Below are 15,341 nucleotides of genomic sequence, written 5' to 3'. Positions count from 1 at the left end.
ACCCATGAACCGACGCCTGGACAATGAGCGGGTGATCCGCGCGCCCCATGGCAGCGAGATCAGCGCCAAGAGCTGGCTCACCGAAGCGCCGCTGCGCATGCTGATGAACAATCTCGATCCTGACGTGGCCGAGAAGCCCAGCGAACTGATCGTCTATGGCGGCATCGGCCGCGCCGCGCGCGACTGGGACAGCTTTGATCGCATCGTTGCCTCCTTGCGCAAGCTCGAGGCGGACCAGACCCTGGTCGTGCAGTCGGGCAAGCCGGTCGGCATCTTCCGCACCCATCCGGATGCGCCGCGCGTCCTGATTGCCAACTCCAACATCGTGCCGCATTGGGCGACGCTCGATCACTTCAATACGCTCGATAAAATGGGCCTGATGATGTACGGCCAGATGACGGCCGGCTCCTGGATCTACATCGGCAGCCAGGGCATCGTGCAGGGCACCTACGAGACGTTCGTCGAGGTCGGCCGCCGCCACTATAATGGCGATCTCGCTGGCAAATGGATTCTCACCGCAGGCCTCGGCGGCATGGGTGGTGCGCAGCCATTGGCCGCGACGATGGCTGGCGCTTCGATGCTTGCGGTCGAATGCCAGCCGAGCCGCATCGAGATGCGGCGGCGCACCGGCTATCTCGATCGCCAGGCCGCCTCGCTCGACGAGGCTTTGGCGCTTATGGCCGAGGCCTCGACGACGAAGAAGGCGGTGTCGGTCGGCCTGCTCGGCAATGCCGCCGAGATCTTTCCCGAATTGGTCCGCCGCGGTGTCCGTCCCGACATCGTCACCGATCAGACCAGCGCGCACGATCCGATCAACGGCTATCTGCCGAAGGGCTGGACGCTCGCCGAATGGGAGGCCAAGCGCGCGTCTGATCCCAAGGCGGTCGAGCAGGCGTCGAAGACGTCGATGGTCGGCCACGTCCAGGCCATGCTGGATTTTCACGCCATGGGCATTCCGACGCTCGACTATGGCAACAACATCCGCCAGATGGCGAAGGACATGGGCCTCCCCAATGCGTTCGATTTTCCGGGATTCGTGCCGGCCTATATCCGCCCGCTGTTCTGCCGCGGCATCGGTCCGTTCCGCTGGGCCGCGCTGTCGGGCGATCCCGAGGACATCTACAAGACCGATGCCAAGGTGAAGGAGCTGCTGCCGGACAACAAGCACCTGCACAACTGGCTCGACATGGCCCGGCAGCGCATCAAGTTCCAAGGCCTGCCGGCGCGGATCTGCTGGGTCGGGCTCGGCGACCGTCATCGCCTCGGTTTGGCCTTCAACGAGATGGTGGCGCGCGGTGAGTTGAAGGCGCCGATCGTGATCGGACGCGATCATCTCGATTCCGGCTCGGTTGCCAGCCCGAACCGGGAGACCGAAGCGATGCGCGACGGCTCCGACGCGGTGTCGGACTGGCCGCTGCTCAACGCGCTGCTCAACTGCGCGAGCGGCGCGACCTGGGTGTCGCTGCATCATGGCGGCGGCGTCGGCATCGGCTATTCGCAGCACGCCGGCATGGTGATCGTCGCCGACGGCACTGATGATGCCGCGCGGCGGCTGGAGCGCGTGTTGTGGAACGATCCGGCGACCGGCGTCATGCGCCATGCCGATGCCGGCTACGAGGATGCCATCGTCTGCGCCGAGGCCAACGGCCTCGATCTGCCGAGCCTCGCCCGCTGATCTCTGATGGGTTGAAGAGCGGCCCCTGATTGTGGTCTCATGCCGGCAACGCGACCGAGACGCGTCGCGGCGCAGGGGACGCTCATGGGAATCGCCTTTCCGTTCTCGGCCATCGTCGGCCAGGACGAGATGAAGCTGGCGCTGATGATCGCTGCCGTCGATCCCAAGGTCGGCGGCGTGCTGGCCTTTGGCGATCGCGGCGCCGGCAAGTCCACCGCGGTGCGCGCGCTCGCCGCGCTGCTGCCGCCGATGAGCGCGGTGGTCGGCTGTCCCTATCAATGCGATCCGGCCGACGTCGCCGCGCAATGCGCCGCGTGTCGCGCGCGCTCCAAGCCGAGCGGCAAGGCGAAGAAGCCGGCGGCGTTGAAGGCGCATCAGGTGCCGGTGCCGGTGATCGACCTGCCGCTCGGCGCCACCGAGGACCGCGTCGTCGGCGCGCTCGATCTGGAGCGTGCGCTGGCTCATGGCGAGAAATCGTTCGAGCCGGGATTGCTGGCGCGCGCCAACAGAGGCTTTCTCTATATCGACGAGGTCAATCTGCTGGAGGATCACCTCGTCGATCTCCTGCTCGACGTCGCCGCCTCCGGCGAGAACGTGGTCGAGCGCGACGGTCTCAGCATCCGCCATCCCGCGCGCCTTGTGCTGGTCGGCACCGGCAATCCGGAGGAGGGCGAGCTGCGGCCGCAACTGCTCGATCGCTTCGGTCTCTCGGTCGAGGTCAAGACGCCCGCTGATCTGCCGACACGGATCGAAGTGATCAAGCGCCGCGATGCGTTCGAGACAAATCCCACGGCGTTCGTCGGGCATTGGGAGAAGGAGGAGGCCAAGCAGCGCAAGCGCATCCTGGCCGCGCGCGAGCACATCGGCTCGGTGAAAGTCGCCGATCGCGAGCTGGAGCAGGCGGCGCGGCTGTGCATGGCGCTCGGTACCGATGGCCTGCGCGGCGAGATCACCTTGATGCGTGCGGCGCGCGCCGCGGCGGCGCTGGACGGCGTTAAGGCGGTCGATGACGGCCATCTCAAGACGGTGGCGCCGATGGCGCTGCGGCACCGCCTCAGGCGCAATCCGCTCGACGATTCCGGCTCGTCGGTGCGCGTCGAGCGCGCGCTCAATGAGCTGTTCGCATCGTGAGCGACGGCGCCGCGATCTGGGCCGATGCGATGATCGCGGCTGCGCTGGCGGCGATCGATCCGGCGGCTGCGTCGGTGCTGTTGCGTGCGGGCGCCGGCCCGGTGCGCGATCAGTGGCTCGATCTGTTGCACGAATTGATGCCGTCGTCGACGCCTTTGCGCAAGCTGCCGCCGTCGATCTCCGACGATCGCCTGCTTGGCGGCATCGATCTTGCCGCGACCTTGCAGGCGGGGCGGCCGGTGCTGCAACGTGGGCTGCTCGCCGATGCCGATGGCGGCGGGCTGATCGCCGTGATGGCCGAGCGCATGTCGCAGTCGACGGTCGCACATCTCTGTGTTGCCCTCGACACCGGGGCTATCAGCATCGAGCGCGATGGCATGTCGCTGCGCGCGCCGGCTCGGCTCGGACTGATTGCGCTCGACGAGGGCATCGGTGATGAGCGCGTGTCGCCTGCCTTGGCCGACCGCCTGGCCTGCCATCTCGATCTCAGCAAAGTTGCGCGCGTCGATCTCGGCGAGAGCCTGTTCGACTCGTCCGACATCGCAGCAGCGCGTGCGCTGCTGCCGCAGGTCCGTTTGCCGGACGAGGCGATCGCGGCGCTGACGACGACGGCTTGTGCGCTCGGCATCGACTCGCTGCGCGCGCCGTTGCTCGCCTGTCGCGTCGCGCGCATCGCAGCGGCGCTTGATGGCAAGGTCGAAGTCGCAGACTCGCACGTCGCCTGCGCCGCGCGGCTGGTGCTGGCGCCGCGCGCCACCCGGCTGCCTGCAGCGGATGACGAGACCGAGAACAGCGAGGCGCCGGAGCCCGAGAATGAGTCGGCCGAGAGTGAGGACGACGACCGCAGCAAGAACGGTCCGCTCGAGGATCGCGTGCTCGAAGCGGCGCAGGCGGCCATTCCACTCGACCTGCTGAAGCGGCTGCAGGAGGAGCGCGCGACCCGAATCCGCAGCAGCAGCGTCAGCAAGCAGGGCACCGCTCAGAAGGCGCCGAAGCGCGGCCGTCCGATCGGTGCCCGTCGTGGCGAATGGCGCGCCGGCGCGCGGCTCAACGTGCTCGAGACTCTTCGCGCGGCAGCGCCGTGGCAGCCGCTGCGGCGGCGGACGCAACGTTCCGGCAAGAGCGGCCGGCTGATCGTGCACAAGGACGACATTCGCATCACCCGCTTCAAGCAGCGCTCGGGCACCACGACGATCTTCGTCGTCGATGCCTCCGGCTCGTCGGCCTTGCAGCGCCTTGCCGAAGTCAAGGGCGCGGTCGAGCTGCTGCTCGCCGAATGCTACATCCGCCGCGACGAGGTCGCGCTGATCGCGTTTCGCGGCAAGGGCGCCGAGCTCTTGCTGCCGCCGACGCGCTCGCTGACGCGCGCCAAGCGCAGTCTCGCGGCGCTGCCCGGCGGCGGCGGCACGCCGCTGTCCGCGGCGATCTTCGCCGCGACCGAGCTCGCGCTCGCCGTGAAGGCCAAGGGCCAGGCGCCGACCATCGTGCTGATGACCGACGGCCGGGCCAATGTCGCGCGCGATGGCGGCGGCCGCAGCGAGGCCGAGGCGGAGGCGCTGGTCGCTGCGAAGCAGCTCGCGCTGACCGGCATTCCGGTCGTGCTGGTCGATTCCTCGCCTCGCCCGCAGGACAAGGCCGCGCAGCTCGCCGGTGCGATGCAAGCGCGTTACGTCGCGCTGCCTCATGCCGATGCCGCACGATTGTCGCAGGCCGTCATGGCGCAAGCCGGCCGCGGCTGACGGCGCTGGAACCCGCGGCGTCAAGCGGCGTTCCAACGGTGACTGACAAGACGTTCGGTCATCGCTATGCTCGTCCCGGTCGGTCGGCAGTGGTGGACTCTGCTATCCGCAGGAAAAAGCCAGACAGGAGCACGCCATGCAGGTCGCCTCGACCACACAGACTGATCATGCGTCTGCTCCGGGTGTGGTCGCGACGCCCCCGCCGTTGTCCGCGCCGCGCTTCGAACTGGCGGATGCGCGCGTCGGACGCATCACCTGCTATGGCGACGGCCCGGCGGCGCCGGGCGATCGACGGCCGCTGTTGCTCATTCACAGCGTCAACGCCGCGGCGACGGCCTACGAGATGAAGCCGCTGTTCGAGCACTACCGCCAGACGCGTCCCGTCTATGCGCTCGATCTGCCGGGCTTCGGCCTGTCCGACCGTGCCGATCGCATCTACACACCGCGCATCATGACCGACGCGATCCTGCTCGCGGCGAACGAGATTCGCCGCCGTCATGGCGACGCCGCGATCGACGCCGTCGCGCTGTCGCTCGGCTGCGAGTTCGCCGCGCGCGCCGGCACCGAGGCGCCGAACCTGTTTCGCACCTTGGCGCTGCTCAGCCCGACCGGCTTCGATCGCCGCGCCGAGGCCGCGGCCAAGACGGCTGGCAACAAGGACACGACCCGCGCCATGCCGTGGGTGCGCAACATTCTCAACGTCTCCCTGTGGAAGCACGGATTCTTCACCCTGCTGACCTCGCGCGCCAGCATTCGTTTTTTCCTGCAGAAGACCTTTGGTCGCAAGGACATCGACGAGGGCCTTTTGGAATACGACTACATCACCACGCACCAGCCCGGCGCCGAGAACGCGCCGTATTCGTTCGTCTCCGGCTATCTGTTCAGCACCAATGCCGTGAAGCTCTACCAGGCACTGGCGATGCCGGTCTGGATGGTGCATGGCGTGCGCGGCGATTTCGTCGACTATCACGGCAAGCACGCCGTCGAGGCTCTGCCCAACTGGCGGATCGAGGTGATGCAGACCGGGGCGATGCCGCATTTCGAACAGCTTGATAAAGTCGTTGCCAGCTATGATGATTTCCTGACGCGCGCGGCCGATCGTTGACGGTGCCGGCGGCGTCCAACCGCGTGGGCCGGCATGAGCGACAAGCCGAACTGGAGCGTCGACGGCAGCGACTGGCCCAACCGGGTGGCCAGCCGCTTCGTCGAGGCCGCGGGCCTGCGCTGGCACGTTCAGATCATGGGCGAGGGGCCAGTCGCGCTGCTCGCCCACGGCACCGGAGCCGCGACCCATTCCTGGCGCGATCTCGCGCCGCTGCTCGCCAGGCACTTCACCGTCGTCGCGCCGGATCTCTCCGGCCACGGCTTCACCTCCACGCCGCATTGGCGGCGGCTGTCGCTCGACGGCATGTCGCGCGATCTCGCTGGTCTCTGCGAGAAGCTTGCGATCGCGCCTGAAATCGCGATCGGCCATTCCGCGGGCGCGGCGATCCTGACCCGCATGACGCTCGATGGCCTGATCACGCCGAAGCTGATCGTCAGCCTCAACGGCGCCTATCTGCCGTTCGGCGGCGCGGCCGCGCAGTTCCTGTCGCCGCTCGCCAAGATGATGGCGCTCAATCCGCTGGTGCCGCGGCTGTTCGCCTGGCGGGGCCGCGATCCGGCGGCGGTGCATCGGCTGCTGAAGGGGACCGGCTCGACGATCGACGCGACAGGCGAGCGGCTGTATCGGCGGCTGGTCGGCAGCCCCGGCCATGTCGGCGCCGCGCTCGAGATGATGGCGAACTGGGACCTGCATCCGCTTGGGCGCGAGCTGCCGCGGTTGAAGACCGCGCTGCTTCTGGTCGCGGCCGCGCATGACCGTGCCATTCCGCCAGACGTCGCGCGTCGCGTCCAGCAATCGGTGCCTCAGGCGCAGCTCGAACTCATTGATGGCCTTGGTCATTTGGCCCATGAGGAGCAGCCGGCGAGGATTGCGGGCCTGATCGTCAACGCCGCCGAGCGCGCCGGCGTGCTCGCAGTGCAGCAGGAAATGTCAAACTAGATTGACATTTTTTGGCTAGCGAAAACGTCAGTTTCAATTTACGCTTTCGCCCATGCTCGACGTCTCCACCATCAAGGCCGCTGTCCCGGCTGCGCTCGGAGACCGGCCGCATGCGGTCGTGATCGGCTCCGGCTTCGGCGGCCTCGCCGCAGCGGTCCGGCTCGGTGCGCGCGGCTATCGCGTCACCGTCTACGAGCAGCTCGACGCGCCCGGCGGCCGCGCCTATGTGCATCGCCAGGACGGCTTCACCTTCGATGCCGGCCCGACCATCGTCACCGCGCCGTTCCTGTTCGAGGAGCTATGGCAGCTGTGCGGTCGGAGGATGTCCGACGACGTCACGCTCAAGCCGATCTCGCCGTTCTATCGCATCCGGTTCGACGACGGCACCGTGTTCGACTGCTCGGGCGACCCGGCCGAGATGCGCGCCGAGGTGGCGCGGCTGTCGCCCGGCGACGTCGACGGCTACGAGCGCTTCATGAAGGCGAGCGAGGCGATCTTCAGAAAGGGCTTCGAGGAGCTTGGCGACGTGCCGTTCCTGTCGTTCATGGACATGGCCAAGATCGCGCCGGCGATGATCAAGCTGCAGAGCTTTCGCTCGGTCTATGGCCTCGTCTCGCACTATGTCCGCGACGAGCGGCTGCGCATCATCCTCAGCTTCCATCCGCTGCTGATCGGCGGCAACCCGTTTACGACCACGTCGATCTACTGCCTGATCGCCTATCTCGAGCGGCGCTGGGGCGTGCACTTTGCGATGGGGGGCACCGGCGCGCTCGTCGAGGGACTCGTCGACCTGATCGAGGGGCAGGGCGGTGCGGTGCGCTGTTCGACCCCCGTCGCGGAGATCACGACCAGGAACGGCGCCGCCACCGGCGTGCGACTCGCCTCCGGCGAGACGATCGCGGCCGACGTCGTCGTTTCCAATGGCTGCGCGGCCTGGACCTACAAGCATCTGCTGCCGAGCGTGCCGCGCCGGCGCTGGACCGATGCGCGCATCGACCGTGCGCGCTATTCGATGAGCCTGTTCGTCTGGTATTTCGGCACGAAGCGCCGCTACGACGACGTTCAGCATCACACCATCCTGCTCGGCCCGCGCTATCGCGAGCTGCTCGACGACATCTTCCGCCGCAAGGTCCTGGCGGATGATTTCAGCCTCTATCTGCACCGGCCGACCGCGACCGATCCGTCGCTGGCGCCCGACGGCTGCGATGCCTTCTACGTGCTATCGCCGGTGCCGCATCAGGAGAGCGGCATCGACTGGCGTGCGGCCGCCGAGCCGTTCCGCAAGCGGATCGAGACCGCGCTGAGCGACACGCTGCTGCCGGACCTTGCCGGCGAGATCGTCACGTCGCGGCTGCTGACGCCCGATGATTTCGAGCATCGCCTGTCGTCCTATCGCGGCGCGGCGTTCGGGCTCGAGCCGGTGCTGATGCAGAGCGCCTGGTTCCGGCCGCACAACAAGAGCGAAGAGGTCGAGCGGCTCTATCTGGTCGGCGCGGGCACCCATCCTGGCGCCGGCCTGCCGGGCGTGCTGTCCTCGGCGCGTGTGCTCGATGATCTCGTGCCCGCGCCGCATGAGCTGGAGCGGCGATGAGCTGGCAAACGGACATTGCGATCTGTCGGCGGATGTTGCGGGGCGGATCGAAGACGTTCTTTGCCGCCTCGAAAGTGCTGCCCCGCGCGGTCGGCGATCCCGCCGTCGCGCTCTACGCGTTCTGCCGCGAGGCCGATGATGCGATCGACGGGCCCGGCCGCCGCGTCGACGCCGTCGAGCTGCTGCACGAACGGCTCGACCGGATCTATGATGGCGCGCCGGACGACAGTCCCGTCGATCGCGCGCTGGCCGGCGTCGTGGCGCATTTCACGATTCCGCGCGCGCTGCCGGAGGCGCTGCTCGAAGGTCTCGCCTGGGACGCCCAGGGGCGCCGCTATGAGACCCTGAGCGACGTGCTCGCCTATGCCGTGCGCGTCGCCGGCACGGTCGGCGTGATGATGTCGCTGCTGATGAACCGGCGCGAGGCCGGGACGATCGGACGCGCCTGCGACCTCGGCATCGCCATGCAGCTCACCAACATTGCCCGCGACGTCGGCGAGGACGCGCGCGCTGGCCGGCTCTATCTGCCGCGGCAATGGCTGCGCGAGGCGGGCCTCGATATCGAGACCTGGCGTGCCGCGCCGTTCTTCGACGACCGCATCGGCCGGGTCACCGCGCGACTGCTCGCAGTCGCCGACGTGTTCTATGCGCGCGCTTCCGCAGGCATCGCCGATCTGCCGTGGAGTTGCCGGCCCGGCATCCATGCGGCGCGGCTGATCTATGCCGAGATCGGCCGCGAGGTCGCACGTGCCGAATTCGATTCGCTGTCGCGGCGCGCATTCGTCTCGATGCCGCGCAAGCTGCAGCTTCTCGGCAAGGCCGCGGTGATGTCGCTGCTGCAGGAGCAGCCGTCGCTGGCGCCGCCGCGGCCGGAGGCGCGCATTTTGATCGAGGCGGTCGTCGCGGCGGATGCGCAGCGCCCGCACGCGATCGCGCCGCCGCGCCGGACTGTTCACGATCGCGCGCTGTGGGTGCTCGACCTGTTCGAGCGCTTGGAGCGACGCGATCAGTTGTTGCGCTCGGGGCGGTCGTCGTAGCGAGGCGAGGTCGTCGGCATGACGGTAAGGCGGCCGGCGCGGATTGCAGCGCTCGGAAAGTCGCGCGTGAGACGCTCAGATGCAGAAGGCCAAGGTCAGACCCGCGAGTGACGCGCCATGAGCGAGATGGGGGGCCTGCTCGAATTCGTCGTCGTCGCGATGTGCATCGCCGGCTGGCTCGTGCTCGAATGGCAGGGCCGCCGCCTCGACCGCCAGCGCGCCGAGCGCGAGGCCAGGGAGCGCGAAGCGGAGAAGCGGTAGGGTGGGGGGAGGCGGATTCACGTCTCAAACAGCGATCGACATAGCTTCGCGTTCTCGCGGCAGATGTTGCCCGAGCTTTGCGATTAGGTCGTCCCTCGCGAGAGTGCAGAGGGCGCAGGGAATGCCGGGTGAAGGCCCCACCCATGGCCCGCCTGCAGAAAAAATGCAGGCGGCAGGTACCACAGGCAAAGCCGGTTCAACCGGCATTCCCTGCGCGACGGTCTTCACGCTTATACGCAGTCTCCCTGGTGCGCCGGGCTTGTTGGCCACCATCACCACGCGGCACATCAGCGCCATCGCGGCTTGATACCAGCGTCGGGGTATCAGGACGCTGCGATTTCACGTCCGCAAGCTGCCGTTCGTCCGCGCATCCGAAGACACGCTGCGGCAAAATCGCGGCCATCGCATCCCACCTCGCGTGTCGTGACGATCGCGCGCTACGCCCCTCTGCGGTGAGGCGGGATGCGCGGAGATAATCATGATTCACGAAAAATCGCAAGAGATTTATTTTTATCGGAAGTCGGCGCCATGTTCTCAGTCGTCGTCCCAGCGAACGCCGGGACCCATACCCCCAGGGAGCGGTTTGAGGCAGGCTGGCTATTGGCATTTTGCCCATCATTAAGGCCGCGGCGTATGGATCCCGGATCGGCGCTGTGACGCGCTGGGGCGCGTCACGGCTTGTCCGGGACGACACCTGTTGGTTTGTCGCGAAAGCACACGCCCTGGGGCGAAGCGTTTGCGTTCTTATCGGCCTCTTGATCAACCTCGTCCTCTCCAGCCCTCACCACCGCGGCATCCGGAACGGCAGCATGGCCTGTACGATCGGCATCTGGAAGCGGTCGAGCGACAGGCTCTCATGCATCACCGCGACATCCTCGCCGTGCAGACGGGCGGCGAGATGGGAGCGGGCGTAGAACGGGGCGTCCTCCAGCGTGTTCACGACGCGCACCGGTGCGTCGGCGTCGGCGCGGGCGCTGCGGTCGACGCGCCACAGCGTCTTGCGCAAAGGCGCCTCCGTGAGCGGCGTGATCGATTCCAGACGGCCTGCGGGGTCGACGTGCAGCGCGAGCGACGCATTGGCGCCGTCGCGTGCGACGGTGTCATAGGAGATCACGGTGCCGGTGCGCGTCGCCGCGCGCGACCATTGCCAGCTCTGGAAGTCGCGCTCCAGCGGCGCATCGCCATGGTTGATGTCGAAATAGCCGTCGCCGCGCCAGCGCAGATCCGGATGATCGAAATCGACCGACACGCGGCAGCAGGGCGCGATCGGCTGCCACCGGTGGCGTCCCTGCGCATCGAGCGTGAACGCGATCTCGTTCAGCGCCGTCGGCACGACGCGGACGCGACCGCGCAGCGGCAGCGGCCAGGGCACGCTGACCTCGCTGATCTCGATGGTGAGCTCGCGGCCGTTCCAGGCGAGGCTGCTCGGACCGAGCCCGAGGCTCGCAGGCTCGCGCGTGATTGCGCCGCGTCCGCGCTCGGTCATGGCCCAGCGCCGCGCGCGCGCGCCATAGAGCGCAACGTTGAGCGCACAGTGATTTTCGGGATCAGCCGCTCCCCGCCGCCGCACCCACGCGTAGTACGGCGAGAACACGCTGCCGACGAAGGCGATGAGCGTCATGCCGAAGCGGCCGTCATCGCTCAGCGCGTCGACATACCACCACGCATAGCCGTGGTCCGGGACAATGCGGTCGAAGCGAGGTCCGCGGTCGCCCGTGCAGCGGCCATCCGGCCCGACAGCGCCGCCATCGGCACGCCCGGTCCCGGATGCGCGCTGCCCCCCGCCACGTAGAGCCCCGGCAGCCTGGTCGGCGCGCCCGGCCGCTGGAACGATGCCATCCAGCCGTGCGAGCTGCGGCCGTACAGCGCGCCCCCCGTGCCCGGAAACATCCGGTTGAAGTCCGTCGGCGTTGTCACGCGGGTCAATTCCGGCGTCGTCGCGATGCTGAGGCCGCAGCGCTGCAACAGGTCGAAGGTCTGGCGGGCACATTGGCTGATCTCCGAGGGAGCGAAGCGATGATGATCACCTGACGCGGGCGCGTTGATCAGGACGAACAGCGGCTCATTGCCGCCGGCCTCGCGCGGCTGGTCGTCGCGATCCTGCGCGCAGACATAGACGGTGGGCTCGGCCGGCATCGCGCGGCGGTCGATCAGCTGATCGAACTCGGCGCGGTAGTCGCGCGAGAAGAACACGTTGTGCCGCACCAGCGGAAAGCCGTCGGCCCGCGCGAGGCAGCTCCAGGTCATCGCCGAGAGCGAGCGCGCGGCCTGCGGGATCGCCGGTAGCGCGCGCGCGGCGTCCACACCAAACAGCCCCTGCGCCAGCGCGGCGACATCGGCCGTCGCGATGACGGCGTTGGCGGTGATCTGCTCACCGGTCGCGAGCCGTACGCCCGCGGCGCGACCGGCGCTCGTGACGATGCCGGCGACCTCGCTGTCGTAGCGGATGCTGACGCCGTGGCGCCGCGCCAGCGCGGCCAGGCACGCGGCGAGCTCGTGCATGCCGCCGTCGATCAGCCACACGCCGGCCTGCTCGACATGGGCGACCAGCATCAGCGTCGCGGGCGCATGGAAGGGCGACGAGCCGCAATAGGTCGCGTAGCGGCCGAACAACTGCTGCAGTCGAGGATCGCGAAAATAGTCGCCGAGCGCCTTCCACAGCGTCTGGAACGGACGGATCGCGGTGAGATCGCGGAAGCCGGCATTGCGCAACAGATGCGTCATGCTCGGCGCCGGCGTGCGGATGAAGGGATCCCTGAGCACCTCGAAGATGCGGCGGGCGTCGCGGCAGAACGCGCGATAGCCCTCGGCCTCGCTGCGTCCGGCGAAACGACCGATGGCGTCAGCGGACCGGTCCTCGTCGGCGAACAGATCGAGCGTGCGGCGATCGGTCCAGGCGTGGCGGGCGAGAACGTCGAGCGGGGTGAGGGTGAGGTGATCGTCGAGCGATGTGCCGATGTCGGCGAACAGCTCGTCGAACACCCAGCGCATCGTGAACACGGTGGGGCCGGAGTCGATCCGGGCAGAGCCGATCGCGATCTGGCGCATCTTGCCGCCAGGCGCGGCGGCGCGCTCGATCACGGTCACCTCGGCGCCACGCGCGGCGAGGGTGAGCGCGGCGCTGAGGCCGGCGATGCCGGCGCCAACCACGATCACGCGGCGATCGGCCATTGCTTTGCACTCCTGTCCGCCCGGCCTGACGCAGGAATGTCTAGCATGATTTACAATGTTGGTGTAAGTTGAAATTTACATAGGCGAGGGCCGGCATGGGCCTCGCGGCAGGGGAGGCTGGCATGGACGTGATGGCCCGGATCGAGAAATCCCTCGTCACAGCGGTCGCCCTGGCCGACCGGCCCGGATGCCCGCCGCGCCTCTCGGCCGCCATGCAGGCCGCGGTGTTTCCCAAGGGGGCGCGGGTTCGTCCGCGGCTCTGTCATGCGGTGGCCAGCGCCTGCGGCGACGACGAGCCGGCCGCGACCGATGCGGCGGGATCCGCGATCGAGCTGCTGCACTGCGCCTCGCTGGTGCATGACGATCTGCCGTGCTTCGACAACGCGGCGCTGCGACGCGGGCGGCCCTCGGTGCATGCCGCGTTCGGCGAGCCGCTCGCGGTGCTCGCGGGCGATGCGCTGATCGTGCTCGCATTCCAGACGCTCGCCAAGTCGCGCTGCTCGCCGCTGCGGCTGGCGCAGCTGATCGCGACCATCGGCGATGCCGTCGGCGTGCCGCATGGCATCTCGGCCGGGCAAGCCTGGGAATGCGAGCCGCAGATCGATCTGTCGCGCTATCACCGCTCCAAGACCGGCGCGCTGTTTGCGGCGGCCACTGTGTCGGGCGCCGCTGCAGCGGGGCATGAGAATCCGGAGGCGTGGCGTACGCTCGGCGAGACCATCGGCGAGGCCTATCAGGTCGCCGACGACATCCGCGACGCAGCCAGCGACGAGGAGGAGGCGGGCAAGCCCGTTGGCCAGGATGCTGCGCTCGGGCGGCCGAATGCCGTGCTGATCTATGGCCTCGCCGGCGCCGTCAGCTATCTGCACGATCTCGTCGCCGACGGCATCCGCACCATGCCGCCCTGTGCCCACGCGCACGAGCTGCGCATGCTCATGGAGCAGGAAGCCAAGCGCCTGGTGCCGCGCCGCCTCGCGGCGTCGGCGGCGTGATGTTTCGGCCGCGTTGAATGGCAACGCTCGCGCCGCGCGCACAGTGCCCACCCTCCCCTGGAGGGGGAGGGGCGCCGAGCATGCGCGCAGCGGCATGCGCCGCGGGGTGGGGTGACGGACTGTCCGCGCCTGTGGTGCTGATGGCTTCGCGGGCGCCGGTGCCGGCAAACCTGATGTTGCCTCGACCCATCCTCACCTGTTTCCGGGCTCACCCCACCCCACCGCGCGCGTTGCGCGCGGTGACCCTCCGCCTTCAGGGGAGGGCAATCGCATGTGGAAATTCCGGGCTGTCGCGACGAACGATCCTGCAAGTTAGTTACTCCGTCATGCCCGGGCTTGTCCCGGGCATCCACGTCGTTCTCAGCATGCCGGCCGACGTGGATGGCCGGGACAAGCCCGGCCATGACGACGTGGAGAGAGACGAGCACAAAACGGCGATCGCCACATGCGATTGCCCTGTCCTCCAGGGGAGGGTGGGCAGTGGTGCGCGTCGATGCGCTATTGCCCGCCGACTGGAGCATTGATCCGTGTCGACCGTCGTCCGCCACGACACTCCGCCCCCGATCAGCCTCATTGATCGCTGGCGCGGCTGGCGGGACGGGCTGCTGGTGAGTGCGGCATTCCAAAGCTGGGCGGCGGCGTTTCCGTTGACGCGGCCGATCGCGCGCAAGCGTGCCGCGGAGCTGTTCGACCTGTGCGCAGGGTTCGTCTATTCGCAGACGCTGGCGGCTTGCGTGCAGCTCGATCTGTTCGAGACGTTGCGCGCCGGGCCGTGCGATCTCGCGGCGCTGGCGTCGCGCGCGGTGGTGCCCGAGGCCGCGATGGAGAGCTTGTGCGAGGCGGCGAGCGCGCTGCAATTGCTCGAGCGCCGCGGTGCGGCGCGCTACGGGCTCGGGCCGCTCGGCGCGGCGCTGCTCGGCAATCCCGGCATCGCCGCCATGGTTCGACATCACGCCGCGCTGTATGCCGATCTCACCGATCCCGTGGCGCTGCTGCGCGGACAGGACCGCGAGCGCCGGCTCGCGCAGTACTGGCCGTATGCGCTGGACAAGACCGGCGATGCGCTGACACGCGACAGCGTCGCGCCCTACACGGCGCTGATGGCGGCGTCGCAGCCGATGATCGCGGACGTCGTCCTCGCAGCCTATCCCTTGAGTGGCCACCGTTGCCTGCTCGATGTGGGCGGTGGCGACGGCAGCTTCCTGACCGCCGCCGCGCGGGCTGCGCCGCAGCTGCAGCTCAAGCTGTTCGATCTGCCGGAGGTCGCCGCGATCGCGCAGGAGCGTCTCGCCAAGGCCGGGCTGGCCGATCGCGTCACGATCACGGCCGGCAGCTTCTACGACGATGCGCTCCCGACCGGAGCGGACGTGATCTCGCTGATTCGGGTCGTGCACGATCACGACGACGAGGCCGTGGCGCGGTTGCTCGCGAAGCTGCGCGCCGCGCTGCCTGACGATGGCGTGCTGCTGCTGGGCGAGCCGATGCGCGAGGCGGCCGGCGGCAGCGATGGCGTCAGCGCCTATTTCGAGATCTATCTGCGCGCGATGGGGCAGGGGCGGCCGCGCAGCCCCGCCCGCTTGCGCGAGCTGCTCCACGCGGCGGGTTTTTCGCAGGTGCGAGTGCTTCGCACCCGGATCCCGCTGATCGCCAGCGTGATTGTCGCGAAAAGCTGACACTCAAACTGTAAATATATATTGACA

At 68.5% G+C, this 15,341-nt stretch carries 12 protein-coding genes; 10 read left to right on the top strand and 2 right to left on the bottom strand.

The genetic code is table 11. The annotated features are described in order from the left end of the window. The first annotated feature begins 4 nt into the window (after positions 1–4). From hutU to ACQR10_RS18440, 8 genes are all read left to right on the top strand, one after another. Positions 5–1,675, top strand: coding sequence for a urocanate hydratase (hutU, locus tag ACQR10_RS18475; protein WP_316217418.1), 1,671 nt, complete (start codon positions 5–7; stop codon positions 1,673–1,675). Between the two features lie 84 nt (positions 1,676–1,759). Next, a complete protein-coding gene (bchI, locus tag ACQR10_RS18470) occupies positions 1,760–2,806 on the top strand; it encodes a magnesium chelatase ATPase subunit I (protein ID WP_316217417.1) in 1,047 nt (348 codons plus the stop codon). Beyond that, on the top strand, positions 2,803–4,545 hold the full coding sequence (locus ACQR10_RS18465) for a magnesium chelatase subunit D (RefSeq protein ID WP_316217416.1): 1,743 nt from the start codon (positions 2,803–2,805) through the stop codon (positions 4,543–4,545). The genes bchI and ACQR10_RS18465 overlap by 4 nt, the downstream gene beginning before the upstream one ends. Positions 4,546–4,681: 136 nt before the next feature. After that, a complete protein-coding gene (locus ACQR10_RS18460) occupies positions 4,682–5,650 on the top strand; it encodes an alpha/beta fold hydrolase (protein ID WP_434912042.1) in 969 nt (322 codons plus the stop codon). Between the two features lie 33 nt (positions 5,651–5,683). Further along, complete coding sequence (gene bchO / locus ACQR10_RS18455; RefSeq protein WP_316182465.1) at positions 5,684–6,589, top strand: alpha/beta fold hydrolase BchO; 906 nt, start codon at positions 5,684–5,686, stop codon at positions 6,587–6,589. A 52-nt stretch (positions 6,590–6,641) separates the two neighbouring features. Beyond that, positions 6,642–8,180 (top strand): phytoene desaturase, encoded by a 1,539-nt coding sequence (locus tag ACQR10_RS18450; RefSeq protein WP_434892820.1) that lies wholly within the window; start codon positions 6,642–6,644, stop codon positions 8,178–8,180. After that, entirely contained in the window at positions 8,177–9,217 is a 1,041-nt protein-coding gene (locus tag ACQR10_RS18445; RefSeq protein ID WP_434900122.1) for a phytoene/squalene synthase family protein, read from the top strand. The genes ACQR10_RS18450 and ACQR10_RS18445 overlap by 4 nt, the downstream gene beginning before the upstream one ends. A gap of 117 nt (positions 9,218–9,334) precedes the next feature. Continuing rightward, entirely contained in the window at positions 9,335–9,478 is a 144-nt protein-coding gene (locus tag ACQR10_RS18440) for a hypothetical protein (RefSeq protein ID WP_315803434.1), read from the top strand. A 781-nt stretch (positions 9,479–10,259) separates the two neighbouring features. On the opposite strand, the gene ACQR10_RS18435 is transcribed toward ACQR10_RS18440, so the two are convergent. Both ACQR10_RS18435 and crtD read right to left on the bottom strand, forming a co-directional pair. Continuing rightward, a complete protein-coding gene (locus ACQR10_RS18435; protein ID WP_434912041.1) occupies positions 10,260–11,099 on the bottom strand; it encodes a hydratase in 840 nt (279 codons plus the stop codon). A gap of 20 nt (positions 11,100–11,119) precedes the next feature. Next, positions 11,120–12,649: a 1-hydroxycarotenoid 3,4-desaturase CrtD gene (gene crtD / locus ACQR10_RS18430; RefSeq protein WP_434912040.1), complete on the bottom strand. Its 1,530-nt coding sequence runs from the start codon at positions 12,647–12,649 to the stop codon at positions 11,120–11,122. 122 nt (positions 12,650–12,771) lie between these two features. On the opposite strand from crtD, the gene ACQR10_RS18425 reads away from it, so the two are divergent. Continuing rightward, positions 12,772–13,641: a polyprenyl synthetase family protein gene (locus tag ACQR10_RS18425; protein ID WP_434863819.1), complete on the top strand. Its 870-nt coding sequence runs from the start codon at positions 12,772–12,774 to the stop codon at positions 13,639–13,641. A 527-nt stretch (positions 13,642–14,168) separates the two neighbouring features. After that, complete coding sequence (locus tag ACQR10_RS18420) at positions 14,169–15,314, top strand: methyltransferase (RefSeq protein WP_434912039.1); 1,146 nt, start codon at positions 14,169–14,171, stop codon at positions 15,312–15,314. Positions 15,315–15,341 lie beyond the last annotated feature (27 nt).

Source organism: Bradyrhizobium sp. HKCCYLRH2060 (assembly GCF_051168135.1).
GTDB lineage: Bacteria > Pseudomonadota > Alphaproteobacteria > Rhizobiales > Xanthobacteraceae > Bradyrhizobium.
This window is presented reverse-complemented; position numbering and strand designations above follow the sequence as displayed.

Bases quoted from the DNA above. Each gene is read 5' to 3' on its own strand.
- hutU (WP_316217418.1), top strand. From the start codon at position 5: ATGAACCGACGCCTGGACAATGAGCGGGTGATCCGCGCGCCCCATGGC.
- ACQR10_RS18445 (WP_434900122.1), top strand. From the start codon at position 8,177: ATGAGCTGGCAAACGGACATTGCGATCTGTCGGCGGATGTTGCGGGGC.
- ACQR10_RS18460 (WP_434912042.1), top strand. From the start codon at position 4,682: ATGCAGGTCGCCTCGACCACACAGACTGATCATGCGTCTGCTCCGGGT.
- ACQR10_RS18450 (WP_434892820.1), top strand. From the start codon at position 6,642: ATGCTCGACGTCTCCACCATCAAGGCCGCTGTCCCGGCTGCGCTCGGA.
- bchO (WP_316182465.1), top strand. From the start codon at position 5,684: ATGAGCGACAAGCCGAACTGGAGCGTCGACGGCAGCGACTGGCCCAAC.
- crtD (WP_434912040.1), bottom strand. From the start codon at position 12,649: ATGGCCGATCGCCGCGTGATCGTGGTTGGCGCCGGCATCGCCGGCCTC.
- ACQR10_RS18440 (WP_315803434.1), top strand. From the start codon at position 9,335: ATGAGCGAGATGGGGGGCCTGCTCGAATTCGTCGTCGTCGCGATGTGC.
- ACQR10_RS18435 (WP_434912041.1), bottom strand. From the start codon at position 11,099: ATGACGCTCATCGCCTTCGTCGGCAGCGTGTTCTCGCCGTACTACGCG.
- bchI (WP_316217417.1), top strand. From the start codon at position 1,760: ATGGGAATCGCCTTTCCGTTCTCGGCCATCGTCGGCCAGGACGAGATG.
- ACQR10_RS18425 (WP_434863819.1), top strand. From the start codon at position 12,772: ATGGACGTGATGGCCCGGATCGAGAAATCCCTCGTCACAGCGGTCGCC.